This window comes from Idiomarina tyrosinivorans, assembly GCF_003987475.1.
In the GTDB taxonomy this organism is placed as follows: Bacteria; Pseudomonadota; Gammaproteobacteria; order Enterobacterales; family Alteromonadaceae; genus Idiomarina; species Idiomarina tyrosinivorans.
The window spans coordinates 41,771-62,448 of record NZ_PIQH01000009.1; the positions used below are offsets into that span (position 1 = coordinate 41,771).

General features: G+C 49.9%; 18 protein-coding genes and 3 tRNA genes. 17 read left to right on the top strand and 4 right to left on the bottom strand.

Translation table 11 applies throughout. The features are described 5' to 3' along the window. Positions 1-35 precede the first annotated feature (35 nt). The 8 genes from CWI84_RS09810 to CWI84_RS09845 are packed head-to-tail and all read left to right on the top strand — an operon-like array spanning position 36 to position 7,859. Positions 36-971, top strand: coding sequence for a LysR family transcriptional regulator (locus CWI84_RS09810; protein WP_126842417.1), 936 nt, complete (start codon positions 36-38; stop codon positions 969-971). Between the two features lie 42 nt (positions 972-1,013). Next, positions 1,014-3,041 (top strand): NADPH-dependent 2,4-dienoyl-CoA reductase, encoded by a 2,028-nt coding sequence (locus CWI84_RS09815; protein WP_275540942.1) that lies wholly within the window; start codon positions 1,014-1,016, stop codon positions 3,039-3,041. A gap of 47 nt (positions 3,042-3,088) precedes the next feature. Then, entirely contained in the window at positions 3,089-3,925 is an 837-nt protein-coding gene (locus CWI84_RS09820) for a PHP domain-containing protein (RefSeq protein ID WP_126842418.1), read from the top strand. 1 nt (position 3,926) lies between these two features. Continuing rightward, positions 3,927-4,556, top strand: a complete 630-nt coding sequence (locus CWI84_RS09825; protein WP_126842419.1) for an L-threonylcarbamoyladenylate synthase — start codon at positions 3,927-3,929, stop codon at positions 4,554-4,556. Continuing rightward, a complete protein-coding gene (locus CWI84_RS09830; RefSeq protein ID WP_126842420.1) occupies positions 4,553-5,362 on the top strand; it encodes a segregation and condensation protein A in 810 nt (269 codons plus the stop codon). Before CWI84_RS09825 ends, CWI84_RS09830 begins: the two co-directional genes overlap by 4 nt. Beyond that, positions 5,359-5,913: an SMC-Scp complex subunit ScpB gene (gene scpB / locus CWI84_RS09835; protein ID WP_126842421.1), complete on the top strand. Its 555-nt coding sequence runs from the start codon at positions 5,359-5,361 to the stop codon at positions 5,911-5,913. The genes CWI84_RS09830 and scpB overlap by 4 nt, the downstream gene beginning before the upstream one ends. Positions 5,914-5,918: 5 nt before the next feature. Continuing rightward, complete coding sequence (gene rluB / locus CWI84_RS09840) at positions 5,919-6,785, top strand: 23S rRNA pseudouridine(2605) synthase RluB (RefSeq protein WP_126842422.1); 867 nt, start codon at positions 5,919-5,921, stop codon at positions 6,783-6,785. A 6-nt stretch (positions 6,786-6,791) separates the two neighbouring features. Next, on the top strand, positions 6,792-7,859 hold the full coding sequence (locus CWI84_RS09845) for an agmatine deiminase family protein (RefSeq protein ID WP_126842423.1): 1,068 nt from the start codon (positions 6,792-6,794) through the stop codon (positions 7,857-7,859). On the opposite strand, the gene CWI84_RS09850 is transcribed toward CWI84_RS09845, so the two are convergent. Beyond that, positions 7,840-9,666, bottom strand: coding sequence for a tetratricopeptide repeat-containing diguanylate cyclase (locus CWI84_RS09850; protein WP_126842424.1), 1,827 nt, complete (start codon positions 9,664-9,666; stop codon positions 7,840-7,842). The two genes, CWI84_RS09845 and CWI84_RS09850, sit on opposite strands and share 20 nt — an antisense overlap. A 102-nt stretch (positions 9,667-9,768) precedes the next feature. Continuing rightward, positions 9,769-10,488 (bottom strand): SIMPL domain-containing protein, encoded by a 720-nt coding sequence (locus CWI84_RS09855; RefSeq protein ID WP_126842425.1) that lies wholly within the window; start codon positions 10,486-10,488, stop codon positions 9,769-9,771. Positions 10,489-10,534: 46 nt separating this feature from the next. Between CWI84_RS09855 and CWI84_RS09860 the strand changes: the two genes are divergently transcribed. From CWI84_RS09860 to CWI84_RS09900, 9 genes are all read left to right on the top strand, one after another. Further along, on the top strand, positions 10,535-11,011 hold the full coding sequence (locus CWI84_RS09860) for a regulatory protein RecX (RefSeq protein WP_157981017.1): 477 nt from the start codon (positions 10,535-10,537) through the stop codon (positions 11,009-11,011). A 70-nt stretch (positions 11,012-11,081) separates the two neighbouring features. Next, the gene (alaS, locus tag CWI84_RS09865; protein WP_126842427.1) at positions 11,082-13,682 is read left to right on the top strand and encodes an alanine--tRNA ligase; all 2,601 of its coding nucleotides are present in this window, start codon (positions 11,082-11,084) and stop codon (positions 13,680-13,682) included. A gap of 156 nt (positions 13,683-13,838) precedes the next feature. Continuing rightward, positions 13,839-14,033 (top strand): carbon storage regulator CsrA, encoded by a 195-nt coding sequence (csrA, locus tag CWI84_RS09870; protein ID WP_126842428.1) that lies wholly within the window; start codon positions 13,839-13,841, stop codon positions 14,031-14,033. Between the two features lie 208 nt (positions 14,034-14,241). Continuing rightward, positions 14,242-14,334: transfer RNA gene (locus tag CWI84_RS09875), tRNA-Ser, on the top strand. Positions 14,335-14,348: 14 nt separating this feature from the next. After that, a tRNA-Arg gene (locus CWI84_RS09880) sits at positions 14,349-14,425 on the top strand. A gap of 30 nt (positions 14,426-14,455) precedes the next feature. Beyond that, a tRNA-Arg gene (locus tag CWI84_RS09885) sits at positions 14,456-14,532 on the top strand. A gap of 111 nt (positions 14,533-14,643) precedes the next feature. Continuing rightward, positions 14,644-14,883, top strand: a complete 240-nt coding sequence (locus CWI84_RS09890) for an OadG family protein (RefSeq protein ID WP_198674508.1) — start codon at positions 14,644-14,646, stop codon at positions 14,881-14,883. Beyond that, positions 14,876-16,696 (top strand): sodium-extruding oxaloacetate decarboxylase subunit alpha, encoded by a 1,821-nt coding sequence (gene oadA, locus CWI84_RS09895; protein WP_126842430.1) that lies wholly within the window; start codon positions 14,876-14,878, stop codon positions 16,694-16,696. The genes CWI84_RS09890 and oadA overlap by 8 nt, the downstream gene beginning before the upstream one ends. A gap of 6 nt (positions 16,697-16,702) precedes the next feature. Continuing rightward, positions 16,703-17,833, top strand: coding sequence for a sodium ion-translocating decarboxylase subunit beta (locus tag CWI84_RS09900; protein ID WP_126842431.1), 1,131 nt, complete (start codon positions 16,703-16,705; stop codon positions 17,831-17,833). A gap of 4 nt (positions 17,834-17,837) precedes the next feature. Here CWI84_RS09900 and CWI84_RS11770 read toward each other — a convergent pair whose 3' ends face one another. Further along, the gene (locus CWI84_RS11770) at positions 17,838-18,011 is read right to left on the bottom strand and encodes a hypothetical protein (protein ID WP_198674509.1); all 174 of its coding nucleotides are present in this window, start codon (positions 18,009-18,011) and stop codon (positions 17,838-17,840) included. Continuing rightward, positions 18,011-20,659 carry a response regulator gene (locus tag CWI84_RS09905; protein WP_126842432.1) on the bottom strand — a complete coding sequence of 883 codons (2,649 nt, stop codon included), beginning with the start codon at positions 20,657-20,659 and terminating at the stop codon, positions 18,011-18,013. The genes CWI84_RS11770 and CWI84_RS09905 overlap by 1 nt, the downstream gene beginning before the upstream one ends. Positions 20,660-20,678 lie beyond the last annotated feature (19 nt).

Genomic DNA, 20,678 nt, shown 5'->3' on the forward strand with positions numbered 1-20,678 from the left:
AATGGGAATTACTGTTCCAATAATGGAATAATTAAATGTTCGATATTACTAATCTTGCGTTTTTTGCGGCAGTCGCCGAACACCAGTCGTTCAGTGCCGCAGCCCGGCAACTGCAAATGCCCAAGTCGACCTTAAGTCGAAGAATCGCTGAGCTCGAAGAGCAACAAGGGATAAAATTGTTGGTTCGAACCACAAGGCGAGTATCGTTAACCGACGTTGGTAAGGAGTTTTTGCGGCATTGCCAAGCTGTGGTGCAAGCCGCCGAGGCTGCTCAACAAGTGGCACAATTTGTCCGTGAGAAGCCGCGCGGGAAAGTGCGCTTGAGTTGCCCTCACTCGTTCAGCCAACACTTACTCTCAGCAATCATTCCACAGTTTCTCGCGGACTACCCTGAAGTATCGTTGGATATGGTGGTGACCAATAATCCGGTGGACTTGGTGAGCGACCAAATTGATATTGCCTTAAGGGTTCGCGACCAAATCAGCGACGCCTCACATATAGTGCGACCGCTTGGTAAAGCGCCGCTGACATTGTATGCAAGCCCGAAATTGATCGCTGAGTATGGTGAGGCAAAACACCCCAGTGATATTGTTGACTGGCCAAAATTGTCGTTGCATTACAGTAGCGGTGTTTATCAGTACAAATTAACCCATCATCAGGGACAACAAATGACGTTGCAGTATCAGGCACGCTTGATCACTGATGACTTGGTGATGTTGCGTGAGGCAGCGATAGCTGGACAAGGTTTAGCCGCACTGCCGAACTATATTTGTCGTGAAGCGTTGGCGGCGAAACAGTTGGTCAGGTTACTACCAGAGTGGTCCTTGCCGACCGGACAAATGCTGTTGGTTTACCCTTACCGTCGGGGCCTACTGCCGGCGGTGCGGGTATTGATCGATTACTTGGTCGAAAAATTTCCTGAACAAGCCGGTATTGCTGGTGTGCACGATGACTTGTCGAACGACGCATAAGGCAGTAAAGTGCAAATAAATTAAACAGATGTTTGAATTGCTATGACAACAATGACTCGCTACGAAAAGTTATTTGAGCCTTTGGATTTAGGCTTTACCACCCTAAAAAACCGCGTGTTAATGGGCTCAATGCACACTGGCCTAGAGGAAGAGAAACACGGTTTCGAGAAGCTGGCAGCGTTTTACGAGGAGCGTGCCAAAGGCGGTGTCGGGCTGATTGTTACGGGTGGAATCAGTCCGAATTTTCGTGGTCGCCTGAGTCCTTTAGGCAGCGAACTGTCGAAGCCATGGCACGTCAATAAACATCGCCAAGTCGTTGATGCCGTTCATCGCCACGGTAGTAAGATCTGCCTGCAGATTTTACATGCGGGCAGATACAGTTTTCATCCGTTCTCATTAGCGCCAAGTGCGATTAAGGCACCGATTTCTCCGTTTAAACCTAAAGCCATGTCAGTTGGGCAGATTCAACGCACCATCAAACACTATGGTCGCGCCGCTAAACTGGCGCAGAAAGCCGGTTACGACGGCGTTGAAGTGATGGGTTCTGAGGGGTATTTAATTAACCAGTTTCTCTGTCCGCGAACCAACCAACGTGAGGATGAATGGGGTGGGAGTTTTGCTAAGCGGATGCGCTTTGCGGTGGAAATTGTCAAGCAGATCCGGCGTCAGGTCGGTGAACAGTTTATCCTGATTTTTCGCTTGTCGATGCTCGATTTAGTGGATGATGGGCACACCTTGGACGAAGTGATTACTCTTGGCAAAGCGCTTGAGCAACAAGGGGTCACGATTATCAATACTGGTATTGGTTGGCACGAAGCAAGGGTACCAACCATAGTGACCTCGGTTCCGCGCGCCGCATTCAGTTGGATCACTGAACGCGTGCGGCGTGAACTCAGTGTGCCGGTAGTGGCAGTCAATCGCATCAACATGCCTGATATTGCAGAACAGATTTTAGCGTCGGGACAAGCTGACATGGTGTCGATGGCACGACCGTTGCTCGCAGATCCTCATTGGGTCGCCAAAGCACAAGCGCAGCAAGCCGAGCAAATTAATACCTGCATTGCCTGTAATCAAGCATGTTTAGACCACGTGTTTGAGCAAAAGCGCGCGTCTTGTCTAGTCAATCCGCTGGCTTGTTATGAGACGGAACTGGTGATGAAACCGGTAACGCGCGCTAAACACCTAGCGGTTGTGGGGGCAGGGCCTGCGGGCTTAGCTTTTGCTTGCTATGCCGCAGAGCGGGGGCATCAAGTTGAGTTGTTTGATCGCAATAGCGAAATCGGCGGCCAGTTTAACTACGCGAAACAGATCCCGGGTAAAGAAGAATTCCATGAAACCTTACGCTATTTCTCGCAGCGCTTGAAGGCAACTGGGGTAAAACTGCACTTGGGCAAACAGGTCAGCCTGGCTGATTTTAGTCAAGGGCAATTTGATGAAGTGATTGTAGCCACAGGCGTGGCACCGCGGAAACTGGATTTGCCTGGTATCGACAGTGATAAAGTGTTGGGCTACTTGGATGTTTTGCGAGACCACAAAGCGGTGGGGAAAAAGGTCGCGATTATTGGTGCTGGCGGCATTGGCTTCGATGTTGCTGAGTATCTTAGCCACGAGAAATCGTTGGCCACCGATGTTGCGGCATGGCAGCAACACTGGGGTATAGATACCGACTATCAACACCGCGGTGGCATTGAGCAACCGACTGAACAACCGCCATTACGTGATATTTGGCTGTTACAGCGCAAGCCCAGTAAAGTCGGCAAAGGTCTGGGGAAAACCTCGGGTTGGGTTCATCGTGCTGAACTTAAACGTGCGCAAGTGAAAATGTGGAACTCGGTGCAATATAAGCGCATTACCGAGCAAGGGCTAGAGATAGAGCGCAATGGAGAAACGCAAACACTCGCGGTTGATCACATTATTGTTTGCGCTGGGCAAGTGTCGGAGCAAAGTCTATTTAACCAACTGCAACAGGCTGGCGTACATTGCCATTTAATTGGGGGGGCGGATGTCGCCGCAGAGTTAGATGCTAAGCGCGCCATTCGCCAAGGTGCCGAACTGGCGGCACTGGTGTAGGCGGTAAAACCTCCGTACAATACTATTAGAACGTTAACGGGGGTCTAATGCGAGCCGATTATCATTGCCACAGTTATTTCTCCGATGGTGCTCTAGCGCCATCGGAGCTGGTTATACGAGCGGCTGAACAAGGCTTACAACAACTTGCAATCACCGATCACGATAGTGTTGCTGGGTTAGAACAGGCGCAACAGACCATTGCCACGCAGCAGTTAGCTCTGACGTTGATCGCCGGGGTTGAAATTAGCTGTCGCTGGCACAGCTTCGAAATTCATATTGTCGGCTTAAACATCAATCCGCAAGCAGCAGACCTTGCACAACTGCTGACGCAACAACAACAGTGTCGGCGTCAGCGTTTCGCCGCAATGGTGGAGAAACTACAGAGCCGTTTGCAAGGGTTTGTGGTGGAATTACCGCAACAACAAACGATGCCGACACGTAAACATTTAGCCGATGCACTGTTAAGCCAGGGCTATGTGAGTGAATTTGGTCAGGCGTTTAAACGCTATTTAGGTCAGGGTCAGTGTGCCTATGTTAAACCTGAGTGGTGCTCGGTTGCTGATGCGATTGCGGCAATTAACGCCAGTGGTGGGGTCGCGGTGCTTGCACACCCTCATGCGTATCAAATGAGTAATAAATGGTTACGGCGCTTGATCGTGGAAGCACAACAGCACGGCCTAGCTGCCATTGAAGTTAGCCAAACCCAGCAGTCACCGGGCCAGCGTGAAGCATTGGCAGGTTTTGCCAAAGACTATCAACTGAGCGCGTCGGTCGGTTCAGATTTCCATTATCCCAGTCGCTTTCGCGAACTGGGCAAAAACCTTTGTTTGCCAGAAGGCTGTGTGCCAATATGGCATCATTGGCAGGGCAGCAAGGAACACTAGCGTGAGTCAATATTTTGAGGTCCATCCACAGAATCCGCAGCCGCGCTTGATTCAACAGGCGGTGGCGATTGTGCAACAGGGCGGGGTGATCATTTATCCCACCGATTCTGGCTATGCAATTGGTTGTCAGCTTGGCAATAAGCGTGGCAGCGAACGAATTTGTCAGATCCGCGAATTAGATAAGGACCACCATTTCACGATTTTGTGTCGTGATTTATCGGAGTTGTCGGTTTATGCACGGGTCGATAACGCTGCCTTTCGCTTGATCAAGAATAATACGCCGGGCCCCTATACTTTTATTTTGAAAGGAACTAAAGAGGTGCCAAAGCGGCTACTAAATCCGAAACGTAAAACCATCGGTTTGCGAGTACCAACGCACCCCGTTGCTTTGGCCTTGCTAGAGCAGCTCAATGAACCGCTCATGTCGACCAGTTTGATTTTAGGGGATAATGCATTGGCGGAATCGGATCCGGAAGAAATTCGCGAGAAATTAGAAAAGCGCGTTGATGTCATCATCGACGGTGGCCATATGGGCGAACAGCCTACAACAGTGGTCGATTTATCCGAGGGCGGGGCGGTTATTTTGCGTGAGGGGGCTGGCTCGGTAGAACCCTTTGAGCATGCTTTATGAGTGTTGCTGAACAGCAGTCGTTACCATTAGGTTTTGTTCGCGGCGAAGCGGTCGTTGATAAGCCTGAAGATTTATATATTCCGCCGGATGCTCTGGAACTGATTTTAGAGTCTTTCAGTGGCCCAATGGATTTGCTGTTGTATTTAATTAAGCGGCAAAAGTTAGATATTGTTGATTTACCGATACTTAATATCACTCGCCAATATGTCGAATATGTCGAGATGATGAAAGAGCTGAAACTGGAATTGGCATCCGATTATCTGGTCATGGCGGCAATATTGGCAGAAATCAAAAGCCGAATGTTGTTGCCAAAGCCGCCCCAACAAGACGATGAAGATGAGGAAGATCCGCGTGCGGCGCTGATCCGACGATTGCAAGAATATGAAGCAATCCGCAAGGGCGCGGAGTGGATTGAGCAACAGCCACAAACGGCCCGTGATACCTTTATTGCTGAGGTAGAAAGTAACGCGCAACAACATATTGAGGTGACCCCGCCTGCGGTAGAACTGGCAGAACTTGCGCTGGCTTTTAGCCGGGTGCTGCAACAGTTAGACTTAAAAGCGCACCATCATATTCAGCGAGAGCAACTCTCCACACGCGAGAGAATGTCACAGATTTTGCAGCGCGTCTCAGAACAAACCCATATTCGCTTTAGCGCGTTGTTCTCGGCTGAAGAAGGCAGAGCTGGTGCGGTGGTGAGCTTTTTAGCAATCCTTGAATTGGTCAAAGAAGCATTAATAGAGGTGGTGCAGGTGAATCCCGACAGTGAAATCCATATTCGCCAACGGGGAGCTGAGGCCAGATGAATCCAGAACAGTTACAACAATTGTTAGAAGCGGCGTTATTCGCTGCACCTAAGGCGATGACGGCAGAGCAATTGAAGCAACAATTGGCGCCGTTACAACAAGTGTCGCTGAAACAAATTCAGCAACAATTGCAAAGCATACAAGCATTCTACCAAGAACGTGGTGTACAATTAGTCAAGGTGGCCTCCGGCTATCGTTTTCAAACTCGCCCTGAACTCGGCGCAGCGTTGGCTGGAATGTGGGAAGAGAAGCCACCACGCTATTCTGCTGCACTGTTAGAAACGCTAGCCCTAATTGCCTATCGTCAGCCTATTACCCGGGCTGAGATAGAGGAGGTTCGCGGCGTGAGTGTGAGCAGCCAAATTATGAAAACCTTGCAAGAGCGAGAGTGGGTTGAAGTGGTAGGGCATAAGGATGTCCCCGGACGGCCACAGCTTTATGCAACGACTCCCGCGTTTTTAGACTATTTTAATCTCTCTGACTTGGCCGAACTGCCAGTCATAGATGAGCCGGAATCGATAACCGCTGAGACAGCGACAAACGAAGAGTAAACAGCATGACAGAGAAGTTGCAAAAAGTATTGGCCCGTTCAGGGCATGGTTCGCGCCGAGAAATCGAAGCGAAAATTGCGGCTGGAAGAATTCGGGTCAATGGCCAAGTAGCGCAGCTAGGTGAGCGCATCGACGCCGATGCTGAGGTGCGAATAGATGGCCATGCCGTCTCAGTAAAGCCTCCAGAAGAGGTGATCTGTCGTGTGTTGATGTATCACAAGCCGGAGGGGGAACTCTGTACCCGCAAAGATCCAGAAGGCCGTCCTACGGTCTACGATAGGCTACCGAAAATGCAAGGTGCGCGCTGGGTCGCAGTAGGTCGTCTCGATGTGAATACCTCTGGGCTATTGTTGTTTACTACCGATGGTGAGCTCGCTAACCGGTTGATGCACCCAAGCCAGCAAATTGAACGTGAATATGCTGTCCGCGTTTTTGGCGAGGTGGACGAAGCGATGTTGCAGCGCTTGCGTAAAGGCGTGCAGTTAGAAGATGGTCCCGCAAAGTTCGAAACTATTCGGGTCGCTGGCGGGGAAGGAATCAATCGTTGGTTCCATGTCACCCTTAAAGAGGGGCGAAATCGAGAAGTTCGCCGTTTGTGGGAGTCACAACAGGTTCAAGTAAGCCGTCTAATGCGCATCCGTTATGGTAACATTCCGTTGGAGAGTGGCTTACCGCAAGGTGGCTGGGCAGAATTACCCTTGGAACAGGTTAATTATTTGCGAGCTGAAGTAAATTTAGCAGCAGAAAAGCGCTCATTTTTAGACCCTCGTCACAGCGAACCTAAACACCGACGCTTTGCTAAAATTCGCAAAGCAACCGCCAAGCAACGTGAACGGCAGAAATCCAACAAAGACAAAAAGCGTCAACGCTAAAACGGTATGAATGAAGGCTGGCAATGGCTGAATGAAAGCCGTTTCGCGGAGCACTGGTATTTTGCGTGGCCGTTTCGCGATGATGTTTGGCGTGACAATGCCGCGCCTGCTCAACGGGCGCTGGTGCAGTTGGTGGCGAAGTTGTTACCGTTTCATGCTGTTACCGTGATTGTGCGACCAGAGTTTGCTGCACAAGCGCGACGCCAACTCCCACAAGCCACACAGTTGTTAAACATTGCATATGACGATGTCTGGCTGCGTGACTACTCGCCGTTATTCAGGCGCTCTAGGCAGCATCCTAATGTCGTTTCTGCACTGAGCTTTGGGTTCGATGGTTGGGGTGGAGTGCAGCTCGCTATGGCTAATGACCGGCAGTTTGCCAAGGCGTTGTTAGCACACTTAGCGCTGCCGCAGATGCATCACCAAGCAATATTAGAAGCCGGTGCGGTGAGTCATGACGGTGCCGGTACGGTACTGTTAGGCACGGGCGCATTGTTGCGCGGCGAAGACGACGCTGCCCAGCGCAAAGCACTGCAACAGCGCTGGCAAGTGTTGTTCAAGCAAGCGTTGGGAGTAGAGCAGTGCGTTTGGCTTGGCGCTGGATTGCAGGCCGACGAGACCGCGGGCCACGTGGATAATCAAGCGGTGTTTGTGGATGATGACCGCATTATTTACAGCTTACCTAACTTTCCTTCGCACCCAGATTGGCGCACTTGCCAGGCCATTGAGAAGCAACTTATTGCATTGCAACACGCAAAAACCGGCAAACCTTATCGGCTTGTCGCGTTACCGTTACCAGAATATGGTGTAGCAACTGAACGCCAGCGTCGCGGTGTAAAGCGGGTAGCAACGGCGCTATATCGTAGTGTAAACACCCCAATCTTACGCAGTTACGTGAACAGCATCGTTACCCCCAAGGTTATCTTGGTTCCGCAATTCGGTATTGCTGAAGATCAGCAAACACTAGCGATTTTACAAGCGCATTTTAGCGAACGAGAGGTACTGGGGGTTGCTGCCGAAGAATGGGTGCTAGCCGGCGGTGGGCCGCATTGCCTTAGTTGCTGGTCGCCGTAGTGGAAGAGGAAATTATTAAGCGGCTACGGCCCTGTGCTTTCGCGTCATACAGCAGCTCATCGGTACGTTTGTAAAGCTCGTTAAAGGTTTCCCCAGCTTTAGCCATGGCAAACCCCATACTGAAGGTGATTTTTACGCTTTCGGGGAGCCCTTCAATCGATACTTGGTTAAGGCGAGTTTGAATTCTTTCAAATATTCCTTCCGCATGTTGCGCGCCCGCGTTAGGCAGTAACAATAGCCATTCTTCGCCACCCAGACGACCGTAGCGGTCATTATCGCGGATACATTGCTCAACAATGCGAGCAAAAGCGCGCAACACGTTATCACCAACGTCATGACCGTATTTGTCATTAATGTCTTTAAAGTAATCAAAGTCGATGATGGCGATGGAAATGGTCGCTTGCTGTTGTTCTAACGCATTGCTACAAGCACGAATAACGGCTCGACGGTTAGGCGCACCGGTCAGTTCATCACGCAACGCCAACTCGGCAAAGCGTTTGCGCGATTGGATTTGTTTCCAGAGTATGTAACTGACGATGATGATAGATAACACCACTGCGATAACCGCGATTAATGCGAGTAGCAACGAGGTTTGTTGTTCTTTCAAGCGAAGCTGGTTGAGTTGGTTTTCTTGATTCAACAGTTTATTGCGGGCTTCCTGATCTTTGATTTCCAAGCGCACCATAATTTCTTGCACGCGGCGATTGCTGTTATTACTCAGCAACTGTTGCTGCATTTGTGCGTAATCTTGGTAGTGCCGTAAAGCATCTTCAAAGTTCCCTTTTTTTTGGTAAAACGCTGACCATAACTTCGCCAACCGAGCACTTTGGTCGACTTGGTCTAAGGTTTTAATCAATGACTCTGTGGCACTTAACGTCTCACCGGCCGCTTCGAGCTGCCCCATGCCCAGTAGGCATTCAACGATATTTAACCGCGTTGTGGCTTCCATAGGATGGGCTGCCGCAGCCTGGAAAAAGGGTAAGGCTTGGCGAAACTGAGCCAATGCTTGGGCGTAGAAGTCTTGCTGTAGCGCCAATTCACCCATGGCGTTGACGGCGTATGCAATGCCCAGTTGATCGTTCAATTGTTCGCTAAGTTGCTGAGCGGTGGTGAAGTGCTTTTGCGCTTTCTCAGGTTGGCCTGTTTCACGATAGGCTTTGCCAAGATTGTAATGTAATACAGAGCGCTCCCAGCGGCCCATACTTTGTTTGGCGATTTCTAATGCCTGTGCCAAGTGAGAAATTCCCATATCGTCTGCACCTGCAGACAGATAAACATCACCAATTAAGGCATGAAATTCCATTTTCAGTTTTGCAGAATTTATCTCTTGCTCACGCTCTACTGCCTCTAACGTCGTCAGGGCGCCTTCGATATCGCCGAGTTGACTCATCACTTGTGCAACACTTAACTTCGCTTCTGCGAGCAACTCCGAGTCGCCACTGCTGGTCGCCGCATCAACGGCAAGTTGAGCGCTACTTGCAGCCTTTGACTGCAACCCGCGTTGTAGGAAATACAGCGAACGGTTGATATAGAGTAAGGCTTGCGCGCGTGGTGCATTGCTGAGTTCGGCAAAGCGCAGGCCTTCTTTAATGGCCTTAGCCGCAGCACTTTCATTGCCCAGACTACGGTATGCTTCGGAGCGCACTGCGAACAGCAGGGCAAGCTGCTGATAATCGCGTTGATTCGATAGCGTCTGTAGCTGCGCCTGGGTATCTTTGAGCAATTGCTCAGGATTGTTGGTGGCTTGCCGACGCCACGCATCAATGTCTTGTGCGTAAACGCTACAAGACATCAATACCACGATCACGCTCAGAACTCTTAACAATGTTGGCAACGGCAAACCTGCTGTAAGGTTAAATAAATGTTAGCGAACGCTCATTTTATCGTCATTATAAATGAAATCAATCGCTTATTGTTTAAGCGCAAAGGTCACTTCGAGTTGTGCTTCGACTGTTTGCTCGCCAGGTAGGGAAACCTCCTTGCGGCTATCCATCTGCATCGTCATTCGCATCATTTGTGGGCGCGTGGTTGATTGCTCCCGAATGGTTAACGCTTGGCCGAGGACCAAACCGGCGCGTTGTGCCAGTTGTTGCGCCTTAGCTTGGGCTTGCGCAAAGGCTTGGCTTAACGCCTGTTGATACATCGCCTGCGGTTCGCTTAGATCAAATTCAATGGCACCGACACGCGTTACGCCACGGGCCAGAGCAAGGTCAATGATTTGGTCGTATTGGTCCAGTTTATTTAACGTCACTTTTATTTGGCGTTGAACTTGAAACCCTTGTTGCTGCAGCTTACCAGCGCTGTCATTGTCATATATTGGCATAATTTGCAGTTGGTAAGACTGAATGTTTTTGGCTGCCACATCACGTTTCTCAAGATCACCCAATAAGCGCGAGGTCGCTTGATCGACGGCAGTTTTAAGGCTGCTGACTTTACTTCCGCGTTGCTCAATCCAAAACTGAATCGTTGCTTGGTCTGGGACTGCCGAAACCGCGCCGGAACCGGTTACCGTAATTGCTGATTGTTGCTGGCCTTGTGGCTGGGCATAGCTGCAGGCACTCAGTACTAGGCCGATTAAAATTACGCCCAGTCGTGTAGCGGCATTTGCGTTATGACGAAAAACTTTCATGTTAAACTTCTCCTTTATACAGTCTTTGGAATGTTGGAGTGATGCCATGAAGGTTAGTTCAGAAAACGTCAGTTATCAGGATGTTTTTGATGCAGCGACACGACTGCTTGCACGTCGCGAACATTCTGCGACTGAACTGAAGCGCAAGCTCACCTTAAAAGGTTGGCCGTCAGCGTTGATCGACGAAGCGATCGCAAACCTCCAACAGCAAGACTGGCAGAGCGATGAGCGATTTTTGCAAAGTTATGTTCGGCAACGGTTGGCGCAGGGCGATGGACCGCTTAAGTTGGCGCAACAAGTGTTGCAAAACAAAGGTGTTGATCAGCAGCAATGGCAGCAATTCTTGGCCAGTTGTGAGATAGATTGGCAACAACAGTGCGCTGAAGTCGTGCGGCGGCGGTTCGCCGATAACGTGCCAGATTCGCAAAAAGCGTGGGCAAAGCAAGTGCGTTTTTTACAACAACGAGGCTTTACCCAAGAGCAAATTTTTGCCGTGGTGCAACGCCCGAAAAACTGGTCGTAGCAGGCTGGTCATGGTAGGCTAGCGCGTTATTCGAACAATCGCTAAAGCGCAAAAAGAGGCTGGTTCTTTCATGAGCATGAGTAGTGCCGAAATTCGTGAAACATTTCTGCAGTTTTTCGCTGAGCGCGGGCATCAACGCGTTCCTTCTGCATCAATGATCCCTGGTAATGATCCGACGTTGCTTTTTACCAACGCCGGCATGGTGCCATTTAAGGATGTGTTCCTCGGCACTGATAAGCGTAACTATCAGCGAGCTACTTCAGCCCAACGCTGTTTGCGCGCTGGCGGTAAGCATAACGATTTAGAAAATGTGGGTTATACCGCGCGCCACCATACCTTTTTTGAAATGCTGGGTAATTTCAGTTTTGGCGACTACTTTAAGCAGCAAGCTATTGAATTCGCATGGCAGTTCTTGACCGAGGTGTTGAAGTTACCAAAGCAGAAGCTTTGGGTGACGGTATTTACCGAAGATGACGAAGCTTACGATATTTGGGCCAAACACATTGGGGTACCGGAAGATCGAATTTCTCGTATCGGTGAAAAGGATAACTTTTGGTCGATGGGTGATACGGGTCCTTGCGGGCCTTGTTCAGAAATTTTCTATGACCATGGCGAAGATGTGTGGGGCGGTCCTCCTGGCACCGCGGAAGAAGATGGCGACCGTTATATTGAGATTTGGAACTTGGTTTTCATGCAATATAACCGCCAAGCAGATGGTCATCTAGAGCCGCTACCCAACCCTTCTATTGATACGGGGATGGGGCTGGAGCGTATTTCTGCGATCATGCAAGGGGTGCACAGTAACTACGAAATCGACACCTTCCAGCGGTTGATTTCGGATGCCGCCGCGGTGATTGGTAGTGATGATAAAAGCAGTAAATCTTTGCGCGTTATCGCCGACCATATTCGCTCTTGCAGCTTCCTCATTGTTGATGGCGTTACGCCGTCGAACGAAGGTCGTGGCTATGTGCTGCGCCGCATCATCCGTCGCGCAGTTCGCCACGGACATTTGTTAGGTGCTAACGAACCGTTCTTCTACAAACTGGTTGATTCGCTGGTTGAGCTAATGGGTGAAGCCTATCCGGAACTGGCTGAGAAAGCGCAAACTATCGCAGACGTGTTGTTGCGTGAAGAACAACAGTTTGCCAAGACGCTTGCTCGCGGATTAGCAATCCTCGCGGATGAAGTCGCTAACTTGAGTAATGATGTTATCCCAGGTGACGTCGTTTTCAAGCTTTACGATACCTACGGCTTCCCACAGGATTTAACGGCTGACATTGCTCGTGAAAAAGGCTTGAGCATTGATGTAGAGGGCTTTGAAAAAGCCATGAACGAGCAGCGAAAGCGTGCCCAGCAAGCGTCGCAGTTTGGTATTGATTACAACCAACAGCTTAAAACCGACAAAAAATCGGCGTTCAGCGGTTACCAACAGGTCGCACAAGAAAGCCAAGTTATCGAGTTATTCAAAGACGGTGAAACGGTTCAGCAGTTGGCTGCGGGCGAACAAGGCATTGTGGTGCTCAGCGAAACGCCATTTTACGCTGAAAGTGGTGGTCAAGTTGGTGATACTGGCGTGCTACGAAGCGCCGCTGGCGAGTTTGTCGTAACCGACACGCAGATGCTAGGTAAAGCGATTGCGCATCACGGTAAAGCTGAGGTGACGCTGCAATTGGGCGATACGGTCAGTGCCGAAATTGATAGCGAACGGCGTGACAATATTCGTCGCAATCACTCGGCAACGCATTTGGTCCACGCTGCGCTAAGAAACCTTTTGGGCGATCACGTCAGCCAAAAAGGCTCGTTAGTTGAAGCCGATAAAATGCGTTTCGACTTCTCACACTTTGAGCCACTTAGCGCAGAACAAATCGCCGAAATTGAACGCGTAGTAAACGCGGAAATCCGTCGTAATACGCCGCTGACGACAGCGTTGATGGATATTGAGGAAGCGAAAAAGGCTGGGGCTATGGCGTTATTCGGCGAGAAATATGACGACCAAGTACGAGTGGTACGCATGGGCGATTTCTCAATGGAGCTTTGCGGCGGAACACATGTTCAAGCAACCGGCGATATCGGCTTGTTCCGAATTGCATCGGAAGCGGGAATCGCTTCCGGGATCCGCCGTATAGAGGTGGTGACTGGAGCGGCTGCGATTGCCTTTACCCAACAGCAACAGCAAAGACTGCAAGCCATAGCGACGCAATTAAAATGTGATCCATTGCATGTTGTTGAACGTTTCCAGCAGTGGAGTGAACGATCACGACAGTTAGAGAAGCAAGTTGCGCAACTGAAGCAACAGTTAGCGGCACAAGCAGGCGGTGATTTAGTTGCCAACGCAGAAATCTTTAACCACGTTAAGGTGATTATTGCTAGCCTTGATGGTATCGATCCAAAATCGCTACGTTCTACCGTTGACGATTTAAAAAACCAAATGGGTAGTGGCATCGTATTATTAGGCACAGCGGTGGACGCGAAAGTGAGTCTTATTGCTGGAGTGACAAAGGACCTCACTGATCGAGTTAAAGCGGGTGATTTAGTTAACCAAGCCGCAGCAGTCGTCGGTGGTAAAGGCGGTGGACGTCCAGATATGGCGCAAGCCGGTGGGTCGCAACCTGAGCAGCTTGAGCACGCCTTAACATCGGCTAAGCAATGGTTGCAACAGCAACTCGGCTGAGCACTTGTTGACGGCTGTTGGTCGGATATAACTCATTAATACGCTTTTCGTTATAGTGTATTTGCTGAAAAGGCTGATAGTATTTAACACACTGTAAGAAAAGGAAATGTTCGTTGTTGGTAGATCAAAGCCAAACAGTAACGAAGGAGCAGGCTGATGTTAATTTTGACCCGACGAGTCGGTGAAACTCTGATGATTGGTGACGATGTTACTGTCACTGTGCTTGGCGTCAAAGGCAACCAAGTACGGATTGGTGTGAATGCCCCGAAAGAGGTGTCGGTGCACCGTGAAGAAATCTATATGCGCATTCAGTCTGAAAAGGATGATCCTCAGGACGGTGAAGGGTCCTAAGCGCCAGATTCAGCCGATGATTTAGTGTGGAAAGCCGCTCCCGTATGGGGGCGGCTTTTTTCTATTATTCTCGGGCAGTTTTGTAAAAATTGGCAATCTTGCGTTTTTTTTGCACGAGATGGTCAAATATCCCACACTCGAGCCGGGAAAGGGAAAAAATGGTTTGACATTATTGCCGACATCGCTAGAATGCTCGCCACAACGTTGCGGAGAGGTGGCCGAGTGGCTGAAGGCGCTCCCCTGCTAAGGGAGTATAGGGTTTGTAGCTCTATCGAGGGTTCGAATCCCTCCCTCTCCGCCAAGTTGTTAAGGTAAGCGCTCGTAGCTCAACTGGATAGAGTACCTGGCTACGAACCAGGCGGTTGGAGGTTCGAGTCCTCCCGAGCGCGCCAAGCCTTAACTTCAACGTGACATACCAATACGCGCTCGTAGCTCAACTGGATAGAGTACCTGGCTACGAACCAGGCGGTTGGAGGTTCGAGTCCTCCCGAGCGCGCCATCTACATTTTCTTTACATTTCCGAACTGAATAGCGACTATACTTCCATTGTCATTGTTTCTTTGACAAGCTGTTGTTTTGTTTAATGGTTTCAAACAGCGAGGTCGTTAAGGTGTCACAACTTCTGGCGCAAGCCGCTGAACTAATGCTTATTGGCATGTCCTCAGTACTGCTATTTTTATTGCTGCTGATAGCAGCAATGAAGTTGTTAAAAACGTTGTTCCCTTACTTTCCTGATCAACCTCAACGACCTACAGCGTCTGCGATACCTTCGCGGGCGATGATTGCTGCGGTCACTGCGGCAGTCCATCAACATCATCACGCGGTAACCAAGGAGCAGTCCCATGACTAAAGCTTTGCAATTAACCGACGTCGTTTTGCGTGACGCCCATCAGTCACTACTCGCAACCCGAATGCGTTTGGACGACATGCTACCCATTGCAGAAAAGCTCGATAGTCTTGGATATTGGTCGCTGGAGTCTTGGGGTGGAGCAACCTTTGATGCCTGTATTCGGTATCTAGGAGAAGATCCCTGGGAACGCATTCGAGAGTTGAAAAAGGCGATGCCAAACACTCGCCAACAAATGTTGTTACGCGGTCAGAACCTGCTGGGTTACCGGCATTACGCCGATGACGTGGTACGAGCCTTTGTCGAGCGAGCAAAAACCAATGGTGTAGATGTCTTTCGTATTTTTGATGCAATGAACGACGTGCGTAACTTGCAAACGGCGATTAAAGCGGCGAAAGAGGTTGAGGGGCATGCACAAGGGACATTGTCGTATACGGTTAGTCCCGTTCATACCTTAGAAACCTGGGTGAATATGGCACAAGAGCTTGAGGACTTGGGCTGTGATTCGCTCTGTATAAAAGATATGGCCGGTTTATTGCGACCTTACGATGCGCATGAACTGGTTAGTGCATTGAAAAAGCACACAGATTTACCCATTGCCTTGCACTGTCACGCCACTACCGGGCTAAGTGTAGCAACGCTGCAGAAAGCGATAGATGCCGGTGTTGACCGTGTGGATACCGCGATTTCTTCAATGAGTATGACCTATGGTCACTCCCCCACAGAAACCATCGTCGCAATGGTGGAAGGCACAGAACGAGATACCGGCTTTTCGTTACCAAAATTAGAAGAGGTCGCGAGTTACTTCCGTGAGGTTCGGAAAAAGTACGCGAAATTTGAAGGGTCGTTAAAAGGCGTCGATGCACGTATTTTGATTGCACAGGTTCCGGGTGGCATGTTGACCAACATGGAGAACCAGCTGAAAGAACAGAATGCACTGGATAAATTCGATCAGGTACTGGATGAAATCCCTCGCGTGCGCGAGGATTTAGGCTATATCCCGCTGGTAACGCCAACCTCGCAAATTGTTGGTACGCAAGCCGTCCTCAATGTATTGAGTGGCGAGCGCTACGCCAATATTTCAAAAGAGGCTGCAGCAGTACTTAAAGGTGAGTATGGGAAACCTGCGGCAGAGGTGAATAAAGCACTGCAAGAACGGGTGTTAGATGGCAAAGAGGTTATTACATGCCGCCCCGCGGATTTGCTCGATAACGAACTTGAAGCACTAGAGGATGAATTAACGTCGACCGCGAAGGAGCAGTCGATCAAATTGGCGAAGAATACCGTTGATGACGTTTTGACCTACGCGTTATTTCCACAGATCGGATTGAAATTCTTAAAGAATCGCGATAATCCTGATGCGTTTGAACCCCATCCCGATCAGGCACAGGATACAGAGCAAGCACCGCAATCCAGTGATAAGGCGGAAAAGTCTACTTCGCAAAATAACGCCGGTAATCCGACAGCAGCAACCTATCAAGTGACCGTTGATGGCCAGCAGTTCGAGGTTCATGTAGGAGCCGCGGGTGAGGTTGATCATGTGCAGTCTAGTCAAGCGGCGGCGTCAACAACTGCAGCAGCGCCAGCGAAGAGCGTTGATGATATCGAGCCAACCACAGCGCCCTTGGCGGGCAATATTTTCCGAGTTGAGGTGGCAGAGGGCGATAACGTTAACGCCGGTGATGTGTTGATTGTGATGGAAGCCATGAAGATGGAAACTGATATCAAAGCGGAGACTGATGGAACAGTCGCTAAAGTCTTTGTCAAAGAGGGAGACAGCGTCGCTGTTGGCGATTCCCTAGTCAGCGTAGGGTAGGGCATTATGGACTCTCTGCAGTTGTTGTGGCAAACCACCGGTATCGCCGCGATGAGTTGGGGCCAATTGGCAATGATCGGCGTCGGTTTTTTATTGCTGTATTTGGCAATTGCGAAGAAGTTTGAACCCTTATTGCTGGTACCCATTGGTTTTGGCGCAGTGTTGGCAAATATTCCGCTGGCCGGTTTCACCGAGCCGGGTGGATTGCTGTATTACATTTATGCTGCCGGAATAGATACTGGCGTATTTCCGCTGTTAATTTTTATGGGTGTGGGAGCGCTAACAGATTTTGGGCCGTTGATTGCTAATCCGAAAATGCTGTTACTCGGTGGCGCGGCGCAGATGGGAATTTTTGTAACCTTGTTCGGCGCTATTGCGTTGAATGTGATTCCTGGTTTAGATTTTTCGCTTGCTGACGCTTCGGCCATTGCCATCATTGGCGGTGCCGATGGTCCTACAGCAATCTTCCTCGCTTCAAGGCTAGCGCCAGACTTGTTAGGAGCAATAGCCGTCGCAGCCTACTCCTATATGGCGTTAGTGCCGATTATTCAGCCGCCAATAATGCGCTTACTTACCACTGAGCAAGAGCGCCAAGTGAAGATGGAACAACTGCGCCCGGTGAGCCGCCGCGAAAAACTCATGTTTCCATTGGCGGTATTACTGCTGACCTTACTATTGTTGCCTTCGGCAACGCCGTTAGTCGGCATGTTTTGTTTGGGCAACCTCATGCGCGAATCCGGTGTGGTGGAACGCTTAACCAAGACCACCCAAAATGATTTAATCAATACGGTGACCATCTTCTTGGGCTTAGCGGTGGGCTCTAAGCTTTCGGCTGAACACTTCTTAAGTTATGAAACACTAGGCATTTTGGCCCTAGGAGCGATAGCTTTTGCGATAGGTACCGCATCTGGCGTGTTGATGGCGAAGTTAATGGCGAAGTTCAGTCACAGCCCGATTAACCCGCTAATCGGCGCTGCGGGTGTTTCTGCGGTGCCGATGGCGGCAAGAGTGGTGAATAAAGTGGGGCAGCAAGCCAACCCGCAAAATTACCTGCTAATGCACGCCATGGGGCCTAACGTTGCAGGAGTGCTGGGTTCAGCGGTAGCCGCCGGTATTCTATTGGCGCTGGTAGGCTAACCGGCTAACGCGCAGTAAGCCACAGCATGAGGGTATAAAACGTCGCAATCACAGCACTAAACAGGGTAATGTAGATATAGCCCTTAGCGCCCGAACGAATGCGATAACCACGCGACCATAAAAACAGGGTCCACAGCACACACAATACTACGGGCAGTAAAAATAACAGTCGTATCATTACGCTTGTTCCTCATGGCTGTCATCGCTCGCTTGCATTGCAGCTAAGTCTGACGCTGCTTGGCTGGCGTGCTGTAAACGTTTTTCTAACTCGGTAATGCGATCGGCAACACGGTCGATCTCGCCTTTACTCATATAACTTTCCATATCCGCTGCCTTTTCCTGCAGGGCATTAAGGCCCAAATTGGCTGCAGCGCCTTTTAATGAGTGGAAGTAGCGCCGTGCTTTGTCGTGTTGCCCACGAGTAATAAAGTCGGCCACAGTTAACGCGCTGTTTTGGTATTGTTCAACCAGTTGGTTGACCAACCGCAGATAGAGCTCAACGTTGTTTTGAAGGCGTTTCAGGGCGCCGGCAAAATCAATACCTTTGGCCTGTGGATAGCGAATACGACTAACCTCTTTAGGTTCTGGCTCAGGTGCTTCTGTGCGCGGCTCAGTGGGTTTACTTTGCTGATAGTCACCGGGCTTGCACCATTTACTCAACATCGCCAGTAGCGCGGTTTCATCTATTGGCTTGGCTAAGTGCCCCTGCATCCCCGCGGCTAGCGAGCGTTCGGCATCACCACTCATGGCATTAGCGGTCATCGCTAGAATAGGAAGCTGCTGGTAAGAGTAGGTCTGTCGAATGGTTTCTGCGGCACGGTAACCATCCATCACTGGCATTTGAATATCCATTAATACGATGGCGTATTGCTGACTGTTGACTTTATCAACCGCCACTTGGCCGTTTTCGGCAATGTCCACAACAAAGCCATGGCTTTCGAGTAACTCGCGCGCGACGTGCTGATTAATTTCGTTGTCTTCGACCAGCAACACTGGCGCATGCAAAATTGATTCGGGTAGCTGGATGTCTTGCTGTTCGGTTGTCACTGAGCGATTGGTGCGGTTATTCAATACATCACTTAACACGCGGCCGAGCGAAGCGGTGGTATAAGGTTTGGTAATAAAGTCGGAAGCGCCAACCTTTTTCGCTTTTTCCGCAAGCTCCTCAGCATAGTAGCCGGTCGCTAACACCAACTTGGGAAGCCGTGAGGGTTCAAACTTTTTCTGTAACCGTTGGCAGAAGGTTAAGCCATCCATCCCCGGCAAACGCCAGTCAACTAATATCAGCTCGTAAGGCGAGTCTGCGGCAACAGCTTCTTCACACAAGCTCATGCCTTGTTCTGCGGTACGACAGACTTTTACATCGACTTTATAACCGCGAAGAATTTCATAGAGCATTTCGCGAGTACTGAGGTTGTCGTCGATAGCAAGAATTTTTCGCCCCGCCAGTTGCTGTTGTAAACGTTGGATATGGGAATCATCTTGCTCTGGTTGCAACGGCAGCGTGAGTTCAATAAAGAAGGTAGACCCTTGGCCGACTGCACTGGTCACCCCGATATCGCCTTGCATAAGGTGAATTAGGCGGCGTGATATCGCCAACCCAAGGCCGGTTCCGCCATATTTACGGGTCGTTGAACTATCGGCCTGAGTGAAAGGCTGGAACAAGTTTGCGCGTTGCTCCTCATCCATACCTATGCCGGTATCTGACACAGAAATACGCAACCATACTTGTTGATCGTTGCGGTCTAGCAAGGTTACAGCAACGTTAATTTCACCGTCTTCGGTAAACTTAATGGCGTTACTGACTAAGTTCACCAGCACCTGGTTTAGGCGCAGCGGGTCGCCAAGAAGGCGTGTGGGAATATTCCCGGGAATGTTGATGATAAACTCTAAATCTTTATCGTAAGCCTTGTAGGCAAACATATCAGCCAACGATTCCATCACTTCTTCGAGGTCGAAAGGAATGCGCTCAATATGCAGCTTACCCGCATCGATTTTGGAGAAATCAAGAATGTCATTAATAACCCCGAGCAAGGCATTTGATGAGGCGTTGATGACCTTGACGTAACGCCGTTGCTTGGCATCCAATTGCGTTTTTAAACAAAGTGTTGCCATGCCCACGATGGCGTTGATTGGGGTCCGTATTTCGTGGCTCATATTTGCCAAAAACTCGCCTTTGGCTAAATTGGCTTGTTCTGCGGTCTCTTTGGCTTGCGCCATTTCAGTGGCAACGGCTTTAATTTTAGAAATGTCATAATACGAGCCCAAGATGCCAATGACTTTACCTTGTTCGTCGTAGAGCGGCACACTGGCATGCTCTACCCAACAGGCTTGGTCACGCAATTGCATCTCGACCTCGGCGATCGAAGAGGCCTGTTGTTGTGCCAAGGTTTTGCTGTCGCGCGCTAAAATTTGGTCTAAGGTGCTGGCTATACTGTTGGACTGCTGCTCAGCATTGGCGATATCGTCCACTGAGGCTAACCCTAAATCGTCGGCAAAGGCTTGATTGCCGCCCAACAGTTGTAACTGCTGGTCACGCCAATAAACACGCATTGGTAGGTCGGTAAATACCTGCTGTAATAATTGTAGCGAGGTTGACGAAAGAATGGGTTGAGAAAATGGCGCAGTTAACGCGGTATTGCGGCTGCGAACCCAAAAATAGATGCCGGAGAGGGCGCTGGCGCATAAAATCAGCACCAAGGCATAGTCATTCCATGGCGAGGGCGCAACAAAATAGCTCACCACTGCACCCAACTGCAGCAGCGCTAAGCCTTTTTGCAACGCCGGCCAATAACTTTTTACGGACGTTTTGGTGGTTACAGACATGGAATAACTCGGTATCATA